Source organism: Saccharicrinis sp. GN24d3 (assembly GCF_052400645.1).
Lineage (GTDB): Bacteria > Bacteroidota > Bacteroidia > Bacteroidales > Marinilabiliaceae > Saccharicrinis.
Genome location: NZ_JBQTGI010000011.1, coordinates 191065 through 208558 on the forward strand (window position 1 = coordinate 191065; position 17494 = coordinate 208558).

Sequence of the window (17494 nt, forward strand, 5' to 3'; positions counted from 1 at the left end):
ACGAATGGCAGCGTCGTGTCATATATTCTGCCTATCTGTCATTTTATTTTGCTTGGCATACCCTTTGATTAAACCGAGACATAAATAAGTTTAATCACAAAATTTTATAATACTATGTCAAAAGGTCATATTGGGGTTACGTCTGAGAATATTTTCCCCATCATTAAAAAATTCCTTTATTCCGATCATGAGATCTTTTTACGAGAGCTTGTTTCCAATGCTGTTGATGCTTCTCAAAAGCTGAAAACTTTATCTAGTGTAGGTGAGTTTAAGGGCGAAATGGGAGAGCTTAAGGTTAAAGTTTCAATTGACGAGAAAAAGAAAACCTTGACTATCTCCGATAGAGGCGTTGGTATGACGGCCGAAGAAATAGAAAAGTACATCAACCAGATCGCTTTTTCGGGAGCAGAGGAGTTTCTCGATAAATATAAAGACGATTCAAATGCCATTATCGGTCATTTTGGTTTAGGGTTCTATTCTTCGTTTATGGTTGCCAAAAAGGTGGAAATCCATACTTTGTCGCATAAAGATGGGGCTAAGGCCGTGAAGTGGTCGTGCGACGGAAGCCCCGAGTTTACTTTGGATGAAATTACCAAAGAGGACAGGGGGACTGATATTGTTCTTTATATTGACGATGAGAATAAGCAATTCTTGGAAAAAGCTGAAATAACCCGTTTGCTGAACAAGTACTGTCGCTTTTTGCCTATTGAAGTTGCTTTTGGTAAGAAAACAGAGTGGAAAGATGGTAAGGAGGTAGAGCTTGAAGAGGATAACGTGGTAAACGATACCAATCCGCTTTGGTCGCGCAAACCTGCCGAACTGAAAGACGAGGATTATAATAGGTTCTACAAAGATCTGTATCCAATGAGCGAAGATCCTGTCTTCAACATACACTTAAACGTAGATTATCCTTTTAACCTGACAGGAGTTCTGTATTTCCCAAAAATCAAGAATAATGTGGAAGTTCAGAAAAACAAAATTCAGCTTTATAGCAATCAGGTATTTATTACCGATTCTGTGGAAAATATCGTACCTGAGTTTTTGACCCTTTTGCATGGCGTTCTTGACTCACCCGATATTCCGTTGAACGTTTCCCGCTCATACTTGCAGGCGGATGCTAATGTGAAGAAGATATCGAACCATATCACCAAAAAAGTGGCGGACCGTTTATCGGAAATCTTTAAGGCAGACAGAAAAGGGTTCGAAGAAAAATGGGATTCTTTGAAGCTGTTTATCGAGTACGGTATGTTGACGGAAGAAAAGTTCTACGATAAGGCCCAGAAGTTTACCTTGTTTAAAAACACAGACGGTAAATATTTTACTTTCGACGAATACAAGGATATTATCAAGGAGAACCAAACGGATAAAGACGATCAGTTGGTGTATCTGTATACTACCAATGCCGAAGAGCAGCATATTTTTATCGAAGGAGCTAAAAATAAGGGATATGATGTTTTGTTAATGGATGGTCAGTTGGATACCCATTTTATCAATCATCTGGAGCAGAAATTCGAAAAGAGCCGTTTTGTTCGCGTGGATGGTGACGTGGTTGAAAAACTGATACCCAAAGAAAATACACTGGAGTCGAACTTGTCCGCAAGCGATAAGGAAGATTTGACTTCCGTATTTTCGGCCCAGGTTCCCAATGGGGATAAAATGAACTTTATTGTTGCTTTTGAAGCCATGGGAGCTGATTCTAACCCGGCTATCATTACCCAGCAAGAGTTTATGCGTCGTATGAAAGAGATGAGCGCAATGCAGGGTGGCGGAATGAATTTCTATGGCGAAATGCCTGATAGTTACCAGTTGGTGGTAAATGAAAACCATCCTTTGGTGGAGCGTATTTTGGCCGACAAGAACGAGAAAGTTGGGGAGCAGGTTGACTCCTTGCGAGGAAAGATCGAAAGCTTGAACGGAAAACGTCAGGAGCTTGAAAAAGCCAAAGAAGGTAAGAAAGATGAAGAGGTGCCTCAGGCCGAAAAAGACGAGTTGGCAGATGTTGACAAGAAAATCAACGATCTGAACGCTAAAAAGACAGAAATTTTAAGTGGTTTTAGTACCGACAATAAATTGGTGTCTCAGCTTATCGATCTTGCGCTTCTTTCAAATAACATGCTTAAAGGTAAAGCGTTGACTAATTTTGTTAAGCGAAGCATTGATTTGATTTAAGGCTAAGTTATATTAATTTTATCAAGCCGTTTGATTCAGTTCAAACGGCTTTTTTTGGGGGTTAAACCCCGAATTGTGCTTGTTGTGCGAATTGTTTTACTAGAAAAAAAACTGCGAAGCTGTCTAGGATGAGCAATATTAACGGTATTGAATAACGTGTATTGCGAGGCTGTCGATTAGATTGTAAAATGTAATTTCATGTTTCTGATTTTCGATGCATTCCATAATAGGGATGCGCTTTTGCTATTTGTTAATAACTCAAATACAAATACTGAAACTAATTTTCCTTTTTAAGAGTAACACGAACAGGGGAAAAAGATAAAGTCTATCGTTTCTTATTTCCTGCTTGTTGGTCTGTAAAGAATGTTTTTAAAAGAAAAGCTAAAAATATGGTTTGCTCAAATCTATAAATCCTTTAGGTATCATTTGATATTTTGGAATTTAGCTTTGTTTTTTTACTTGTTTTTAACAGGCGATCAGTCTGTTTTTATCAACTACTTTGGATTGCTTGCCAGGGAGTCTGTATATGTCAATGTGGTGTTTGTCAGTGTGGTTGTTACTGCGCTGTTTGCTTTTTGGGATATACTCGTTTCAGATCGCGTTATGAGGTTTTCGCCCATACGAACCATGGTATTTTTGCGGTCGATACTATATTTTGCGTTGGCTTTTGTTTTGCTGTATCTGGCTGCAAACAAAAATTTGAGTTTTAATTCCGTTGTCGATTACCAGTCGTTTGTTAGTCATATTCCTGATTTTGGGTTAAATGATGTTCGGTTTTTCGTGTATTTTTATTTGGCCTGTATTGGGAATAGTACCTTTAGGGAAATGTACAAGAAAATTGGTGTAGGTAATTTCTTCAACTGGTTTTTTGGCAGGTTAAATAAGCCCCGCGAAGAAAAAAAGATATTCATGTTTATTGATATGAAATCTTCCACCAGAAGGGCAGAGCAATTGGGACATGAAAAATTCAGTCGTTTGGTACAGGATGTTTTCCACGACATGTCCGTGCTTTATAACTACCAAGGGGAGATTTATAATTACCTGGGAGATGGCGCCGTTGTTACCTGGGACGAACATAATGGCATTCGGAATACGAATTGCATCCGGGCATTTTTTGCGTTTTTGAGGGTGATTGAAAAGCGTTCGCGGTATTACCGCTGGCGATATGGTGAGGTGCCGCAGTTTAAGGCTGGCCTGCATATCGGAAAGGTGATGGTGCTTCAGGTTGGAAGTATACGTAGGGATATTTCTTATAACGGCGATACCATAAATACGGCCGCCAGAATCGAGTCGAAATGTAACGAATACAGAAAGGATCTTTTGATATCGGGCGTTTTATATGAGGCCTTTGAACAAAAAGACGAGTATAATTTTGTAAAACTGGATGCGATAAAGCTAAAAGGCAAGAGGCGTCCATTGCTTGTGTTTTCAGTTCTGCCTAAGGGTAACAAGAAGCGAAAAAAGAGCAAGGTGCAATATTAGCCAAGATTCGGCATTATAGGTTTAAATTTCGTACTGGCAGCAGGCGTAAGCATAAGGCTTGCCGCAGGGGGTGCCTGATACAGGAATTCTTGCGTTGAGGTTTTGCCGTTAATCAACCTGTCCCAAATCACAAAATATCTTAGTGTAGCAATTTTCTATTGGAAAAATCAAATTTATAGTTGGTCCAATCTGCATTTTAGGACAAATAAAAAGGTTGCATTAAATAATAAGCGTACAATATACGCTGTAAGTTTTAATTTTAACATACTTTAAAAATGTCTTTGTTTATAAGGCTTTTGGAAGGATTGTATGATTAAATATAGAAGAAAAGCAAAAAATAAATGTTAAAAAGTTTGTAAGTATGATAATAAAAACTGTACATTTGAATCAATAAACGTAAAATATACGCTTAAATAGCAGTGCGATTGAAATCAAAATCTGGAAGGTCATGGAAAAATACAAAGAATCGATGGGAAAGGGAGACTGGGGTAAAAGTGAAAACCGAACTTATTTAAATCTGCGATTTAAATGGATGAGGAACCTGAAGGCGGCAGTAATAATAGGTGTAGTTCTTGTTTGTGGTAATACCCTTTCCGCACAGGAGGTGGAAAATGCCTACAAACCATTTCAAGGGTATTTAAGTTTGCGAAATATGCATATGTGGAGGGGTTTTGTGGTTACGCCCGGTGTGATGACTTCGACGGCACTTGAATATAACGATAGAAGCGGAAAATTGACGCTTGGTCTTTGGGGAGGGGCGAGTTTTGACGGAACCTTCAAGGAATATTCATATTATGGGGTGTACCGATTTGCCGATAACTTTTATGTGGAAGTGGTGAGTCACAATAACTATTCGAGTCAAGACGAAGAAGATATTGATATGTTTAGTTACGCAAAGGAAACCTCACCCAATTTTGTGGATATTGCATTGGGATATACTGTTTCGGAGGAAGTTCCTTTGACATTGTTTTGGGCAACCATACTGGCAGGACAAGGGCAAGATTACGAAGTAGACGAAAACGGTGACAGAACGGATTCTTACTCAAATTATGTAGAGGCTAAATACAGGCTGCACAATAAAGGGGGTTATCAATTAAGTGCTTTTGCCGGTGGAGCTTTCTCGTTCTCAACAGAGAAAACATTTTACAGTAAAGGAGCCAACTTTGTAAATATCGGATTAACTTTAAGTAAAAGTGTAGAGGTGTTCAACAAAAAAATTCCTGTAAACTTCAATGGGATCTGGAATCCCGAAAGCGGTAAAGGTGTCTTGCAAATAGATGTGGTTCTGTTTTAATCAATCTTAATAAATTATCTTAAAAAATACTACAATGAAACTAAGGTCAATGAATTTTAAAGTAAAGGATGTCCTTTTGTCGGCAACATTGGTTGTACTAATGTCGTTTTCAACAGGATGTGTGGAAAAGATAACCCAGGTTCAGGGTTCGGCGAAAAACGATAGTTTAAATGATGTGATAATTGAAAGCAATGTGGACTTGAGCGGCTTCAAGATTGGGTATTGCACGCCCGCGTTAAATGCTCCTTATTACCAGGCTTTGTTGTCGAGTATTCAACAGACGACCAAAGCAGCGGGTATGACATTTGTGTATGCCGATGGGCAGGGTGATATCAACAAGCAAATTGCGGCTGCGGAAGATTTGATAACCAAAGGGGTAGATGCCTTGTTGCTTAATCCGCTGGACCCGAATGCGTTGGTTGGGGTGACCTTGGTGGCCGAACAGGCTGGTATCCCTGTTTTTATCATCGACAGTTCCATTGATCCATCTGCCAAGTATGTAACCACCGTTCAGTCTGATAACCATAGAAATGGAGAATTGGCCGGTGAATGGTTGGTGAAAAAGATGGGATCAAAAAAAATGAAGATAGCCCTGCTGAGCGGTAATGCGGGAAACCCAGTGGGTAAAACAAGAAAGCAAGGTCTATTGACGGGTATTACAGAGGAGCAGTTAAGAACGCATGGTTACATTGATTTGAATATTAAAACACAGGCCTATACAAACTGGTCGTACGAGGGCGGATTAAAAGCAATGGAGGATATTTTGGTTGCACATCCCGATATAAACGTGGTTATTACCGAATCTGATGTTTGTGTTTTAGGTGCAATTAAAGCAATTCGCAAAGCAGGAAAGGAAGATGATATACTGATTGTGGCGGCAGCTGACGGGCAGAAAGAAGCCGTTAAGTTAATTATGGAAACAGATTTATATGGCTGTACCGCGGTAAACAGTCCTGTGCTGATCGGAAAAACAGCAGTTCAGTATGCGGTTCAATACTTTAATGACAAGCGCGATTTTGAAAAAACTTCGTTTACGCCCGCAGTATTGATTACAAAGGAAAACGCGAAAGAATTCTACAATCCGAACGCCATTTTTTAATCGTTTATAAAATTTAATTGGCATGAAAACAGTTGATGAAAATAAGTATATGGTGGAGTTCTCGGGAATAGCCAAAAGCTTTGGTAAAGTAAAGGTTTTAACTAATGTTTCGTTTGGAGTTAAGCCTGGTGAAATTCATACTTTGATTGGTGAGAACGGTGCCGGCAAATCGACCTTGATTAAGATCTTATGTGGCGTACATCCAAGAAATGCCGGGACCATAAAGCTGGAAGGAGAAGTCATTGAGCCTAGCAATCCACATCATGGTAAAGAGTTAGGTATTAGTGTGGTTTACCAGGAGTTGTCGTTGGTGAATGACTTGTCGGTAGCTGAAAATATCTTCTTGCATAAATTGGGTTCGGGAGGTTCGTGGATGAACTGGAAGGAGATGGTGCAGGAAGCCAGGAAGATTATCGAGTCACTTGGTTTTGATATCAACCCTAAAGCAAAAGTCGCTGATTTAAGTATTATCAAAAAGCAGATTGTGGAAATTGCCAAAGCATTATCGGAAGAAGTTAAGGTATTGGTGTTGGATGAGCCAACAACGGTTTTGGGGCCTAAGTCGGTGGAGAAGCTTTTCAGAACGCTGGATAGATTGAAGCAAAAAGGAATCGCCATTATTTATATCTCACACCATATGGAAGAGATATTCCAGATATCGGATTCGGTTACCGTGTTAAAAGATGGTGAAGTTACCGGAACCATGTTGGCTTCGGAAACAAATACCGATGAGGTGGTGAAATTGATGATTGGCAGGGAGCTGAAGGATTTTTATCCGCCCAGAGACGTGAAAATAGGCGATAAGCCCATTTTAGAGGTGGAGGGCTTAAATTCAAAGTGTAAGAAGATTAAGGATGTTTCCTTCAAATTATATCCAGGCGAGGTGCTAGGTATTTCTGGTCTGGGAGGAAGTGGACGTACTGAAACAGCTCGGTTGATTTTTGGCGCCGATAAAAAAGAATCAGGCATCATTCGCTTGAATGGGAAAGAGATTGAAAACAAGAACCCGGTTAAATCCATAGCAAACAGCATTGGGTTTGTGCCGGAAGACAGAAAAGAAACGGGTGTGTTTCTGTCCCTGTCGGTAAAGGATAATATCAGCCTGACCAACTTCGATTTGGTATCGGATAAACTGGATTTTATTCAGGATGGTAAGGAAAGAAAAAATGCCTGCAATTTAATTAATAAGCTAAGTATTAAAACACCTAACGAAAATACTAAGGTGATGAACCTGAGTGGCGGCAACCAGCAAAAGGTAGCCTTGGCTAAATGGTTGAGTATAGATGCCCAGGTGATTATTATTGACGAGCCTACCAGAGGAGTTGATGTAGGTGCCAAAGTGGAGATTTATAATTTAATTAACGAGTTGGCGGCCAAAGGTGTGGGAGTGCTGGTGATATCGTCGGATATGCCGGAGATTATTGGAATATCCGACAGGATATTGGTGGTTCACAATGGTTCCATCGAAGGGGAATTGCATAAGGAATCATTCTCCGAAGAAAATATATTAAGGTTGTCGATCGGCGAATCTTTAAATTCTCAAACAGCAGTCTAAACAAATCTAACTAATCCGTCTTGATGTAAAGTTGTAAGAATCCGTCTTGAATCTTGAAGCTTGTGTCTTGTTGAACGAAGGGAAATCCCGAAACCTTCAGATTAATTTCTTCGGGAATACTAATATTATAAAAATGAAAACTACAGCTAACGATATTATCCGTTTTTTGATAAAGTATAATACCATCTTTATCTTTGCAATACTTGTGATTTTTTCGTCCCTTATTTCCGACGTGTTCTTTTCTTCCATTAATATTTCCAATTTGTTAAAACAAGTTTCCGGAGTGGGAATCGTAAGTATAGGTATGCTTATCGTCATTCTTACCGGAGGAATCGACTTGTCGGTAGGTTCCATGGTGGCCCTAATGGGGGTTATTTTTGCCTTGCTGACAAATTCTATTGTGCTCTCGCTGGCCATCGTACTTACTCTGGCCATTGGCTTTGCCATAGGTAGCGTTTCCGGCTGGTTGGTGACCAAACATAAAATGGCGCCTTTTATTGCGACGCTCGCACTGATGACTATTGCACGTGGTTTTGCATTCATCTACTCAAAAGGGGCTCCTGTTGTTTTTCAAACCAAAGGGGGTTTGTTAATGCAAGATTTTGGTAACGGATCGTTACTTGGAATACCTAATGTGGCTATTGTGTTTATTGTGGTAGTGGCTGTGGCTCATATTATGTTGAGATATAATGTGTTTGGTCGATTGGTGATAGCTATTGGCAGTAACGAGGAAGCTTCTGTTTTATCGGGAATCAAAGTCAACAAATATAAGTTCCTGGTATATTCTATTTCGGGATGTTTGGCAGCCGGTGCCGGTATTATTGCTGCTTCAAGAACGAATTTGGGTTCGCCAAACTTTGGTGTGGCCCTGGAATTGGATGCGATTGCTGCCGTGGTGATTGGTGGAGCCAGCCTAAAAGGGGGAAAAGGTACTGCTATCAATACTTTAATGGGGGTGTTGATTTTAGGATTGATCGGTAATATCCTTAACCTGCTAAACGTACCGTCCTATCCTCAGCAAGTAATCAAAGGTTTGATCATCATCTTTGCGGTGCTTCTTCAGCGTTTCGAGGATAAATACAAGGTATGATATAATTGCTTCTCGGTTGCGATTCCTCCCCATGGCCTGATACGCGGGCAAGCATTGTTGCACAGCTATGGGGATGGGGTGTAAAGTAAAAAATAAAAGGTATGTTTTCGGCCATCGGCCGAATAATGGTGTTGTACGCTTTAAAATGATAAAAATGAAGACATTAAATAAAGAAAATTTAAAATCCTTGCCATCGGATGTAGCTGTTCCGACTTACGACCGTTCAGCCGTTAAGGCCAGTATAGTTCATGTAGGTATTGGTGGGTTTCACAGGGCACACCAGGCGTTTTATGCCGACCAGTTACTTGAAAAAGGAGTGGCTCGGGATTGTGGAATCTGCGGGGTAGGATTGTTGGAATTCGATAGGAAAATATGTGATATTCTCACTGAGCAAGATGGATTGTATACCTTGATGACCAAAGAGCTTGATGGTTCTGTGAACGCCAGGGTAATCGGGTCGATGGTTGAGGTGATGTTCGCACCGGACAACAAGCAGGCAGTTATTGAAAAAATGGCCCATCCCGAAACGAAAATCATATCACTGACTATTACGGAAGGGGGATATAATTTAAACGAAGCTACCGGGGAGTTCGATTTTGAAAACGAATCTATCAAATGGGATTTGGCGCATCCTGAAGACCCGAAAACAATTTTCGGTTTTCTTACACAGGCATTGTTGTTAAGAAAGAATAAAGGTGTTCAAGGGTGTTCGATTCAGTCCTGCGATAATATACAGGGGAATGGTGCTATTGCACGCCAAATGTTATGTAGTTTTATTGGCGAGGTGGATAACGAGTTGTTGGAGTGGGTGAATAAAAATGTTACGTTCCCTAACAGTATGGTCGATAGAATTACCCCTGCTACTGTTCCTGCGGATATCGAAATGGTTTATGATAAATTTAAAATAAAGGACCGCTGGCCCGTCGTGTGCGAGTCGTATATTCAGTGGGTGGTGGAAGATGATTTTGTGTCGGGTCGTCCTGCGTACGAAGAGGTTGGTGTGCAGTTTGTAGAAGATGTGGCGCCATACGAAAAAATGAAACTGCAACTCTTAAATGCCGGTCACTCTGTGCTTGGTATGTTGGGGGCCAGACATGGTTATAATTCGATTGATGAGGCAGCCAGCGACGAAGATTTTAGTCAATTCCTGCGAAACTATATGGATGCGGAAGCCACACCAGTACTTTCCGGATTGGAAGGGATGGATTTGGGTGCCTATAAAGACAGTTTGATGGCCCGGTTTCGGAACAAATACATCAGGGATCAGATCTCGAGAATATGTTTGCAGAGTTCCGCCAAGATGCCTAAGTTCATATTGCCTACGGTTAAAAGTCAACTGGAAGGTTCCGGTAATTTCCAAAGGGCAGCTTTTGTGATAGCAGCTTGGTGTAAATATAACGAAGGCGCAGATGAGAAGGGTAATGAATATGAGATTGAAGACGTCATCAGCGAAGAGCTGCAGGCAGCTGCACGAAGAACCCAAGATGATCCACTGGCGTTCTTGAAAATAGAATCTGTCTTTGGTGATCTTGTTCATCAGCGGACTTTTGTTGACGCTTATCAAAGTGCCCTGGAAGCGTTGAATGAATTTAAAATAAAGGAATGTGTGAAAGCAATAAACACTAAAAATACAATATCATGGGAAAAGTAGTTTGTTTTGGAGAGGTGCTCTGGGATGTTTTGCCAACGGGTAAAAAGGTTGGCGGTGCTCCCTTGAATGTGGCACTTCGCTTAAATTCGTTAGGAAACGAATCGTACGTAATAAGTAGTGTGGGGGATGATGTTTTGGGTGAAGAGTTGATGAATGAAATTAAGCCCTTTGGTGTGAATTTAAATTATCTGCAAAAGAATAAAGACTTGGATACCAGTGAAGTATTGGTAGTGTTAGATTCGGCAGGTTCTGCGTCGTACGATATAAAGTACCCGTGTGCCTGGGACGCTATAGCCTGTAACGACGAAACGCTTAAGTTGGTGAGTGAAGCGGATGCATTTCTGTTTGGAAGCCTGGTTGCTCGCGACCCACGTTCGAAAGGATCTTTGTTGAAACTGATGGATGTTGCCAAATATAAAATATTCGACGTAAACTTGCGTGCTCCGCATTATTCAAAAGAGTTGCTAACCACATTCATGGAAAAGGCCGACTTTATCAAGTTCAACGATGAAGAGCTTAACGAAATATGCGCTTATTATGGTCACGAAGATATTCATCTGGAGGAAAGTGTACGCCTGATTTCGGAGAAAACCCGGACGAAACATATCTGCGTAACACTTGGAGCGGATGGTGCAGCCCTGTTTTACAATGATAAATTCTATTATAACAAAGGATATAAAATAACCGTAGCCGATACGGTCGGTTCAGGGGATTCTTTTCTGGCCTCTATTGTTAGCGAGTTAATGCGAAATGTAGATCCGCAGGAAGCCATCGATTTTGCCTGCGCGGTAGGGGCCCTGGTAGCCACCTTTAGTGGAGCCAATCCGGTAATTGCAAACGAGAAAATTGAAGCACTAATGCATTCTTAATTAGTCGTTATAGGTGCTGCCTTGGAAGGTTTGTGTGAAGTACGCTACTTGCAGAATGTTCCGGGCAGCTTTTTTATCTTTTGTCCGTAGATTTCACCGATGAATCGGATTGAAACAGCTCCGCTGTTCTTGTTTTCCGAGGATAAACATAAATCAGGCACTGCTTTTTTTAGGTCATTGAATTAAGATCCATGAGACATGCTTTTGCAGGCTTCCTCCTTAGCGCCTCAATCGCCTTTAAGTAGGCATCCACAAAAATATCTTCGTTTATCAATTCTTTAAAAACAGGTTTTATTTCCAAAAAACGGATGGGTGATTGATGGGATAGGGCAGCTGTACGAATTAAAATATCACTTAATGCATCCGAAATTTCATAACTGTTTCCGTTTTCGTCCACTCCATCGTTGTATTTGCACCAGGCGGCAATGATAAATGCACCTCTGGTAATATTCCGTTTGTTTTTCAGTTGATCTTTAATAGTGGGTAAGATAAAGAGCGGTACTTTTGCGGAGCTTTCTTTGCAAATCCTTGTGAGACTATCCTTGATGTGTGGGTTTTGAAAACGTGTGATCACATTTTGTTTGTAATTGGTGAAATCTGTTTTTTTAGCTTGGTCTAGTGTCGGGGCAACTTCTTCATTCATAAAGTCTTCAAGTAGAAGCATCAATTCTTCGTCACAAGCTGCTTCGTAAACGGTTTTGTAGCCGATTAATGTTCCTAGGATTCCCAGAATACTGTGTCCGGCATTTAATAACCGCAGCTTCATGTTCTCGTAAGGTTCAATGTTTCTGGTGAATTGAACGCCTACCTTTTCCCATGGGGGTCTTTGAGCAGCAAAATGGTCCTCGATAATCCATTGAGCAAAAGGCTCGCAAACCACAGGCCATTGGTCTTCGGTTAAATAACCGGTCTTTAAATTCTCAATATCTTCCGTTCTGGTTACAGGCGTAATTCGGTCTACCATGGTATTGGGGAAAGTGACATTGTTTTTTACCCAGTGTAACAATTCCGGTTCGGCCCTTTCAATATAATGAAAAAGCGAACCTTTCATCGTATCTCCGTTGGCTGGTATGTTGTCGCATGAAATAATGGTGCATCCTCCAATTTTTCTTTGTTGCCTCAGCTTTAAGGCTTGGGTCAAATATCCAAATACGGTGTTGGGGGAGAGTGGGTTTTTAATGTCTTCGGCAACCACAGGGTGGTCCATGTCAAACTTCCCGGTTATTTCGTTCAAATGGTATCCGTCCTCGGCTATGGTTAACGATATGACCTGTATATCGGGGTGTGCCATTTTTTCAATGACCGCCATGGGATTTTCCGGGGCAAAGAAATATTCGACGATGGAACAAATAACCTTAATCTTGTTCTGTCCATTAGGGTACTTGGTAATAAGGGTGTAAAGGCCATCCTGATCTTTCAATATACTATATATCTTTCGGTCAGAATCCAATAGGTCAACGCCACATATACCACAATCCGTAATTCCGTATTTGTCCATTAGTTCATTTGTGTAGTAAGCTTGGTGCGCGCGGTGAAAGTTGCTTACGCCAATATGAACAATGCTGGTGGTGATATTGTCGCGGTTAAAAGTTGGCGTAATTACATCTGCTGGCAATAAACCCAGGTTTTCCTGGTTGAGATAATGGAACTTTTGCATAATTGTTGAATGTATGATGACTTCAAACGTAGCTATTACGTACCGTGTAAAATTACACGAAAAATGTGAATGTATAGTATAAATTGGGAATATTAATCGTAGAATACTACATTTGTAATGTACTAAATTGGAACAAAACGTACTATTAACGTTTGAAATATGGATTTCAGAAAAATTGACAATGTATCGGTTGACTGTGTGATTTTTGGTTTGGCTTCAGATTCCTTGAATATATTATTGAGCAAGCGTACCCTCAATATGTTTACGGACGCTTATCCTGTCATTGACGATTGGGTGGTCACCGGACATCATATTTTTAAGAGTGAAACATTGGATGAATGTGCGGACAGGATTTTTAGGGAAATTAGCGGGTTTAGCGAGGTCTACAAAAAACAATTTAGGGCCTATGGTAATCCTTCCCGTATTCAGAGCGATAAAGATTTGTTTTGGGTGCGCAGCAGAGGGGGCAACCCTCGCACCATGACGGTGGCCTATTACTTTCTCTTACCCATGGATAAAATAAAAATAAAGCTCGAAACATCAAGATGGTTTCCAATTAAATCATTGCCCGGATTAGGTTTTGATCATCGGCAGTTAATTGATGATGCTTATGCTGATCTACAACAAAAGATAATGACGGAACCCATTATCTTTGATTTGCTTCCTGATAAATTTACTTTGAATGAATTGCAGGTTGCATTTGAGCTGGTTTTGGATATTAAAATAGACAACCGAAACTTCAGAAAAAAGGCATTGAGTAAAAGTTATATAGTTCCGCTGGAAGAAAAAAGGTTAGGGGTATCAAAAAAACCGGCTAAACTATATATGTTTAGCAAAGATGTGTACGAAAGGTTAAGTGGCGAGGGGTATATTATTAATATCTAATACTGTAATAATTATAATGTATGAGTGACGGTAAACTGAGAAAAAATATTCAAATAGGTTCGGAAGTAGAAGTAGTTCAGAAACATCACCAACGAACAGGTGAGTTGACGCATGGATTTGTTAAAAGAATACTGACCAATTCCCCTAGCCATCCACATGGCATTAAAGTAATGATGGAATCGGGTATTGTTGGCCGCGTAAAAAAAATACTTTAAAAATGCCTATGAATTTGATTTGTTAATAACTGTTAATTTTAAATTAGTTTGTTATCTTGCCACTTAATGTATGTTTAGGGGCAATTTTTTTAATTCAATAGGGAATGAAGAGGCTAATAACTTCAACAATATTCATCATGTTGTTTGTGTCTATTGGGGCTGTACAACCTTACTATAAAATAGGACATTCAAATAAATCGGTGCCCGAGCTAACCGCTGAAGTTACCAAATTACTTTTGGGACATGAATTTGAGGTGTTGGGCATGTACCATCCTAACCGGGACAACAACCTTTGCGTTATCGTTTTTTCTTGTGACGAACTGACCAGCATGGCAACCGCGGTTACCGATAAGGGCGCGTTTGGTTCGACGCTAAAAATCGGTTTAATAAGGGAGGGTGATAGAACCGAAATAACTATGCTAAATCCTTATTATATTAAACATGCTTACTTTAATGAAAGTGCGAACCGTCACGAAGCTATTAAAATGACAGCCATGACGGATTCCCTGGTGAAGGAGGCGCTTTCCCCTTTGGCTGTGGATTCTAAGTATTATGGCAGGGATATTCCCGAGGAAGAATTGAATGAATACCATTTTATGCCGACCATGCCCCGTTATAAAAATGTAATCGAATTAAACGAATATGATGAGTTCCTTGAAGCCGTTGCCACCATAAAAAGCAATCTGCTGAAGGGAACCGGTGATTGTGAATTGGTTTACGAGCTATTGTTTGAAGACAAAGAAATTGCTGTTTTGGGGGTCGCGTTTCATGGGAAAGACAATCCAGAAAGGGAGATGTTGGAATTAATGGGGGCTGGTTGTATTTCATCCTTACCCATTGAAATTCTGGTTCAGGGACACAAAGCTTATATACTGAATGGGAGGTTTCGGATACCTCTGTTTAAAAGTGATTTAAGCATATTGAAGATTTTTAAGGTAGTGGGTATATCATCCGATATTAACAGTTGCGCAAAAAAAATTGCCGAATGGGACGTAGTAAATGATTAGTTGCGTTGGTAATTAGTTGCTTGACGAGCGTCACCAAGTTGCCGAATTTTAAGCGTTCATAGGGTTGTTTTTTGGTTCATCAGGATGCAGCAGGTATGGGGATCTTTCTATGATTTCATCGGCCAATCCTTTTCCTACTTCCTCGTAAAGATTGAAAACATGGTGTGCTCCAGCCTCATGAAGCATTTCAATTTGATCGTTGTATCGCGCAGTGGCAAATATTTCTATAGGTCTGTTTAGCGTATTCAGCCGTTTAATCGCAAATATATTATTCTCAAAGTCGGGGAGGGCCAATACCACAATTTTTAGTTCCTGGGGCGAAATTTTATCCCAGAAATCGATATTGGTGGCATCGTGTAGTACAACCTTCCTGTTTCGTTTTTCATGTTGTTTAATCCTATTCTCGTCCGAATCCAGCCCCACAATTTTTTTGTTAAAGCTATCTTCAATTTTATCGTAAATATTTGCACCTACCGTTCCCATACCAATAATAAGGATTTGAGCGTCGTCAAAATGAATTTTCACATCCTCGTAGTGAACCTTGGCGAATGAATTGATCAGCTTTTTCCAATTTTTGAAAATAACGTGCGCTCGGCTGTTCAATAACGATGAGATGATAAAAGATATGGAGATGCCCAAGGCAATAATAATTAGCCAATCGTTGGGGATCCACTCTTTTTTCACGGACAAGACACCAACGATCAAAGCAAATTCCGAAAAGTTGGTCAACGAAATGGAAGCAAAGTAAGAGGAGTGAACAGGGAATTCAAATTTGCTTAACGAAAAATGATAAATAAAAGGTTTCGCAATAACAATGACTGATATGATTACAGCTGCTACTAAAGTATTAAAATTGGGGGTGCCGCTAAATCCAATGCTCAGAAAAAATGCGATCAAAAAGAAATCTTTAAAGTTCAGCAAATTCTTGGCCAGCTCGTCGGATTTTTCGTGATTGGAAATGATCATGCCAAAGACCAGGGCGCCCAAATCGGGTTTTAAACCTACTATGCCAAAAAGCTCAGATCCCAATATAGCCATGAAAAATCCAAACAAAGTAAGCATTTCCCCGTGACCGGTTCGCTTCAGGATGTAAAGTAATACGGGGCGCAGTAAGGGGGTTAGTAACAAAAGGAACGCATATTCCGAGGGTGACTCGCCTTTGGACAATGTAAGAAAGAGTACGGCCAAAATATCCTGAATAATCAATATTCCAATAGCCGCATTTCCTTCAGCCGTATTCAGGTTCCCTCTCTCTTCCAATATCTTAATGGCAAAAACAGTGCTCGAAAAGCTTAACGCAAACGAAATAATGAGTATTTGTTTAAAAGAAAGTCCGGTAAAATAAGGGAGGGGGGTAAAAGTCAATACGCCAATCAGTAAAACGGTGATGGAAACCGCAATGGTTGTTGACATTAGGCTGCCGCCAAGAATGGCCTTTTGTACCAGTGTTTTAAGTTTAAGCTTAAGCCCAATAGTATATAACAACAAAATAACCCCAATATCGGCAATGCCGTCTAATAGCTGACCGTGTTCGGCATGAATGCTGTGAAGTAAGAATCCGGCCAGCAGAAATCCGAGCATAGGGGGCAATCCTATTCTTCGCATTAAATAGCCTAGTCCAAAAGCAATTCCCATCCAAAGCGAATCCAGATTCATAGAATAAAAGGTTAAATATTAGTTCGTAAGTTACAATGTTTTTTGGTATGTTTTTTTTACTGATGCCAGTCCTGTTTTAGGCTTTGTGATTAGCTTGCTGTTGGTGTTGATTCGCGCTAGTTCAGTGTAGCTCCATACACTAAGCTTTCAGTGCATGTTTTACGAATCCTGAAGTTTTAATAAATAACCGCTTCCGTGGATATTCACGATTTCCAACCTGGGTTCCTCCTTTAGGTATTTCCTTAATTTGGTAATGTACACGTCCATGCTTCGCGTGGTGAAGTAACTATTTTCGCCCCAAATGCTTTTCAAAGCTTTTTCGCGCGGCATCACTTTGTTCAGATCCAGGCACAGCATTTTTAATAATTCTGCTTCTTTGGGAGAAAGTTGGTTTACGGTATCGGGGGAGGTAAGGGTTCGAAGCTCAAAGTTAAACTCAATTCGGCCAAGTTGAAACAGGCTGGGCGTGTTCTCGCCTTCCTTATTGGAACTTCGGTTGAGGATAGCGTTTATTTTGGCAATCAGTATTTCCGAGTCGAATGGTTTAGTCACATAATCATCGGCGCCGATGCCAAAGCCTTCCAGTATATCTTCCTTGAGTGTTTTGGCTGTTAAAAATATTAAAGGAATCTCTTCTTCCTTCGCTTTTATTTCCCTGCCGATGGTAAAACCGTCTACGTTCGGCAGCATCACGTCTAAAATGCAAATGTCGAAATGACCTGTTAAAAAAGTCCTTAAGGCATTATTGCCGTCTTTAACCCAGGTAACTTCAAAACCATTAATCTCGAGATATGATTTCATTACCGTTCCAAAGTTTTGGTCGTCTTCAACCATAAAAACTTTTTTCTTATCACCCATTTTACGT

General features: G+C 40.3%; 14 protein-coding genes. 11 read left to right on the plus strand and 3 right to left on the minus strand.

Features of this window, described 5'->3' with window-relative positions; all coding sequences use genetic code 11:
* Nucleotides 1-114 precede the first annotated feature (114 nt).
* The 8 genes from htpG to ACT29I_RS14690 all read left to right on the plus strand — a co-directional run bounded on the left by htpG (nucleotide 115) and on the right by ACT29I_RS14690 (nucleotide 11209).
* Nucleotides 115-2169 carry a molecular chaperone HtpG gene (gene htpG / locus ACT29I_RS14655; RefSeq protein ID WP_430935046.1) on the plus strand — a complete coding sequence of 685 codons (2055 nt, stop codon included), beginning with the start codon at nucleotides 115-117 and terminating at the stop codon, nucleotides 2167-2169.
* Between the two features lie 363 nt (nucleotides 2170-2532).
* A complete protein-coding gene (locus ACT29I_RS14660; protein WP_444793815.1) occupies nucleotides 2533-3651 on the plus strand; it encodes an adenylate/guanylate cyclase domain-containing protein in 1119 nt (372 codons plus the stop codon).
* Between the two features lie 448 nt (nucleotides 3652-4099).
* Entirely contained in the window at nucleotides 4100-4945 is an 846-nt protein-coding gene (locus ACT29I_RS14665; RefSeq protein ID WP_430935048.1) for a hypothetical protein, read from the plus strand.
* 34 nt (nucleotides 4946-4979) lie between these two features.
* On the plus strand, nucleotides 4980-6044 hold the full coding sequence (locus ACT29I_RS14670; RefSeq protein ID WP_444793816.1) for a substrate-binding domain-containing protein: 1065 nt from the start codon (nucleotides 4980-4982) through the stop codon (nucleotides 6042-6044).
* 22 nt (nucleotides 6045-6066) lie between these two features.
* Entirely contained in the window at nucleotides 6067-7599 is a 1533-nt protein-coding gene (locus tag ACT29I_RS14675; RefSeq protein ID WP_430935050.1) for a sugar ABC transporter ATP-binding protein, read from the plus strand.
* Between the two features lie 133 nt (nucleotides 7600-7732).
* Entirely contained in the window at nucleotides 7733-8689 is a 957-nt protein-coding gene (locus ACT29I_RS14680) for an ABC transporter permease (protein ID WP_430935051.1), read from the plus strand.
* Nucleotides 8690-8843: 154 nt separating this feature from the next.
* Entirely contained in the window at nucleotides 8844-10340 is a 1497-nt protein-coding gene (locus tag ACT29I_RS14685) for a mannitol dehydrogenase family protein (protein ID WP_444793817.1), read from the plus strand.
* Nucleotides 10328-11209, plus strand: coding sequence for a carbohydrate kinase family protein (locus ACT29I_RS14690; protein WP_430935053.1), 882 nt, complete (start codon nucleotides 10328-10330; stop codon nucleotides 11207-11209). Before ACT29I_RS14685 ends, ACT29I_RS14690 begins: the two co-directional genes overlap by 13 nt.
* 169 nt (nucleotides 11210-11378) lie before the next feature.
* Here ACT29I_RS14690 and ACT29I_RS14695 read toward each other — a convergent pair whose 3' ends face one another.
* Nucleotides 11379-12866 carry a mannitol dehydrogenase family protein gene (locus ACT29I_RS14695; protein ID WP_444793818.1) on the minus strand — a complete coding sequence of 496 codons (1488 nt, stop codon included), beginning with the start codon at nucleotides 12864-12866 and terminating at the stop codon, nucleotides 11379-11381.
* A 159-nt stretch (nucleotides 12867-13025) separates the two neighbouring features.
* Here ACT29I_RS14695 and ACT29I_RS14700 point away from each other — a divergent pair, with 159 nt between their 5' ends.
* The 3 genes from ACT29I_RS14700 (at nucleotide 13026) to ACT29I_RS14710 (ending at nucleotide 14973) form a co-directional block, all read left to right on the plus strand.
* Nucleotides 13026-13751, plus strand: coding sequence for an NUDIX hydrolase (locus ACT29I_RS14700; protein WP_444793819.1), 726 nt, complete (start codon nucleotides 13026-13028; stop codon nucleotides 13749-13751).
* 20 nt (nucleotides 13752-13771) lie between these two features.
* Nucleotides 13772-13966: a YwbE family protein gene (locus ACT29I_RS14705; RefSeq protein ID WP_430935056.1), complete on the plus strand. Its 195-nt coding sequence runs from the start codon at nucleotides 13772-13774 to the stop codon at nucleotides 13964-13966.
* Between the two features lie 104 nt (nucleotides 13967-14070).
* A complete protein-coding gene (locus tag ACT29I_RS14710) occupies nucleotides 14071-14973 on the plus strand; it encodes a hypothetical protein (RefSeq protein WP_430935057.1) in 903 nt (300 codons plus the stop codon).
* A gap of 48 nt (nucleotides 14974-15021) precedes the next feature.
* Here ACT29I_RS14710 and ACT29I_RS14715 read toward each other — a convergent pair whose 3' ends face one another.
* Nucleotides 15022-16629, minus strand: a complete 1608-nt coding sequence (locus tag ACT29I_RS14715) for a cation:proton antiporter domain-containing protein (protein ID WP_430935058.1) — start codon at nucleotides 16627-16629, stop codon at nucleotides 15022-15024.
* A 159-nt stretch (nucleotides 16630-16788) separates the two neighbouring features.
* Nucleotides 16789-17487 (minus strand): response regulator transcription factor, encoded by a 699-nt coding sequence (locus tag ACT29I_RS14720; RefSeq protein ID WP_430935059.1) that lies wholly within the window; start codon nucleotides 17485-17487, stop codon nucleotides 16789-16791.
* Between the last annotated feature and the right edge of the window lie 7 nt (nucleotides 17488-17494).

Excerpts from the sequence above, each read along its gene's own strand:
- htpG (WP_430935046.1), top strand. The coding sequence starts at position 115 with ATGTCAAAAGGTCATATTGGGGTTACGTCTGAGAATATTTTCCCCATC.
- ACT29I_RS14660 (WP_444793815.1), top strand. The coding sequence starts at position 2,533 with ATGTTTTTAAAAGAAAAGCTAAAAATATGGTTTGCTCAAATCTATAAA.
- ACT29I_RS14665 (WP_430935048.1), top strand. The coding sequence starts at position 4,100 with ATGGAAAAATACAAAGAATCGATGGGAAAGGGAGACTGGGGTAAAAGT.
- ACT29I_RS14670 (WP_444793816.1), top strand. The coding sequence starts at position 4,980 with ATGAAACTAAGGTCAATGAATTTTAAAGTAAAGGATGTCCTTTTGTCG.
- ACT29I_RS14675 (WP_430935050.1), top strand. The coding sequence starts at position 6,067 with ATGAAAACAGTTGATGAAAATAAGTATATGGTGGAGTTCTCGGGAATA.
- ACT29I_RS14680 (WP_430935051.1), top strand. The coding sequence starts at position 7,733 with ATGAAAACTACAGCTAACGATATTATCCGTTTTTTGATAAAGTATAAT.
- ACT29I_RS14685 (WP_444793817.1), top strand. The coding sequence starts at position 8,844 with ATGAAGACATTAAATAAAGAAAATTTAAAATCCTTGCCATCGGATGTA.
- ACT29I_RS14690 (WP_430935053.1), top strand. The coding sequence starts at position 10,328 with ATGGGAAAAGTAGTTTGTTTTGGAGAGGTGCTCTGGGATGTTTTGCCA.
- ACT29I_RS14695 (WP_444793818.1), bottom strand. The coding sequence starts at position 12,866 with ATGCAAAAGTTCCATTATCTCAACCAGGAAAACCTGGGTTTATTGCCA.
- ACT29I_RS14700 (WP_444793819.1), top strand. The coding sequence starts at position 13,026 with ATGGATTTCAGAAAAATTGACAATGTATCGGTTGACTGTGTGATTTTT.
- ACT29I_RS14705 (WP_430935056.1), top strand. The coding sequence starts at position 13,772 with ATGAGTGACGGTAAACTGAGAAAAAATATTCAAATAGGTTCGGAAGTA.
- ACT29I_RS14710 (WP_430935057.1), top strand. The coding sequence starts at position 14,071 with ATGAAGAGGCTAATAACTTCAACAATATTCATCATGTTGTTTGTGTCT.
- ACT29I_RS14715 (WP_430935058.1), bottom strand. The coding sequence starts at position 16,629 with ATGAATCTGGATTCGCTTTGGATGGGAATTGCTTTTGGACTAGGCTAT.
- ACT29I_RS14720 (WP_430935059.1), bottom strand. The coding sequence starts at position 17,487 with ATGGGTGATAAGAAAAAAGTTTTTATGGTTGAAGACGACCAAAACTTT.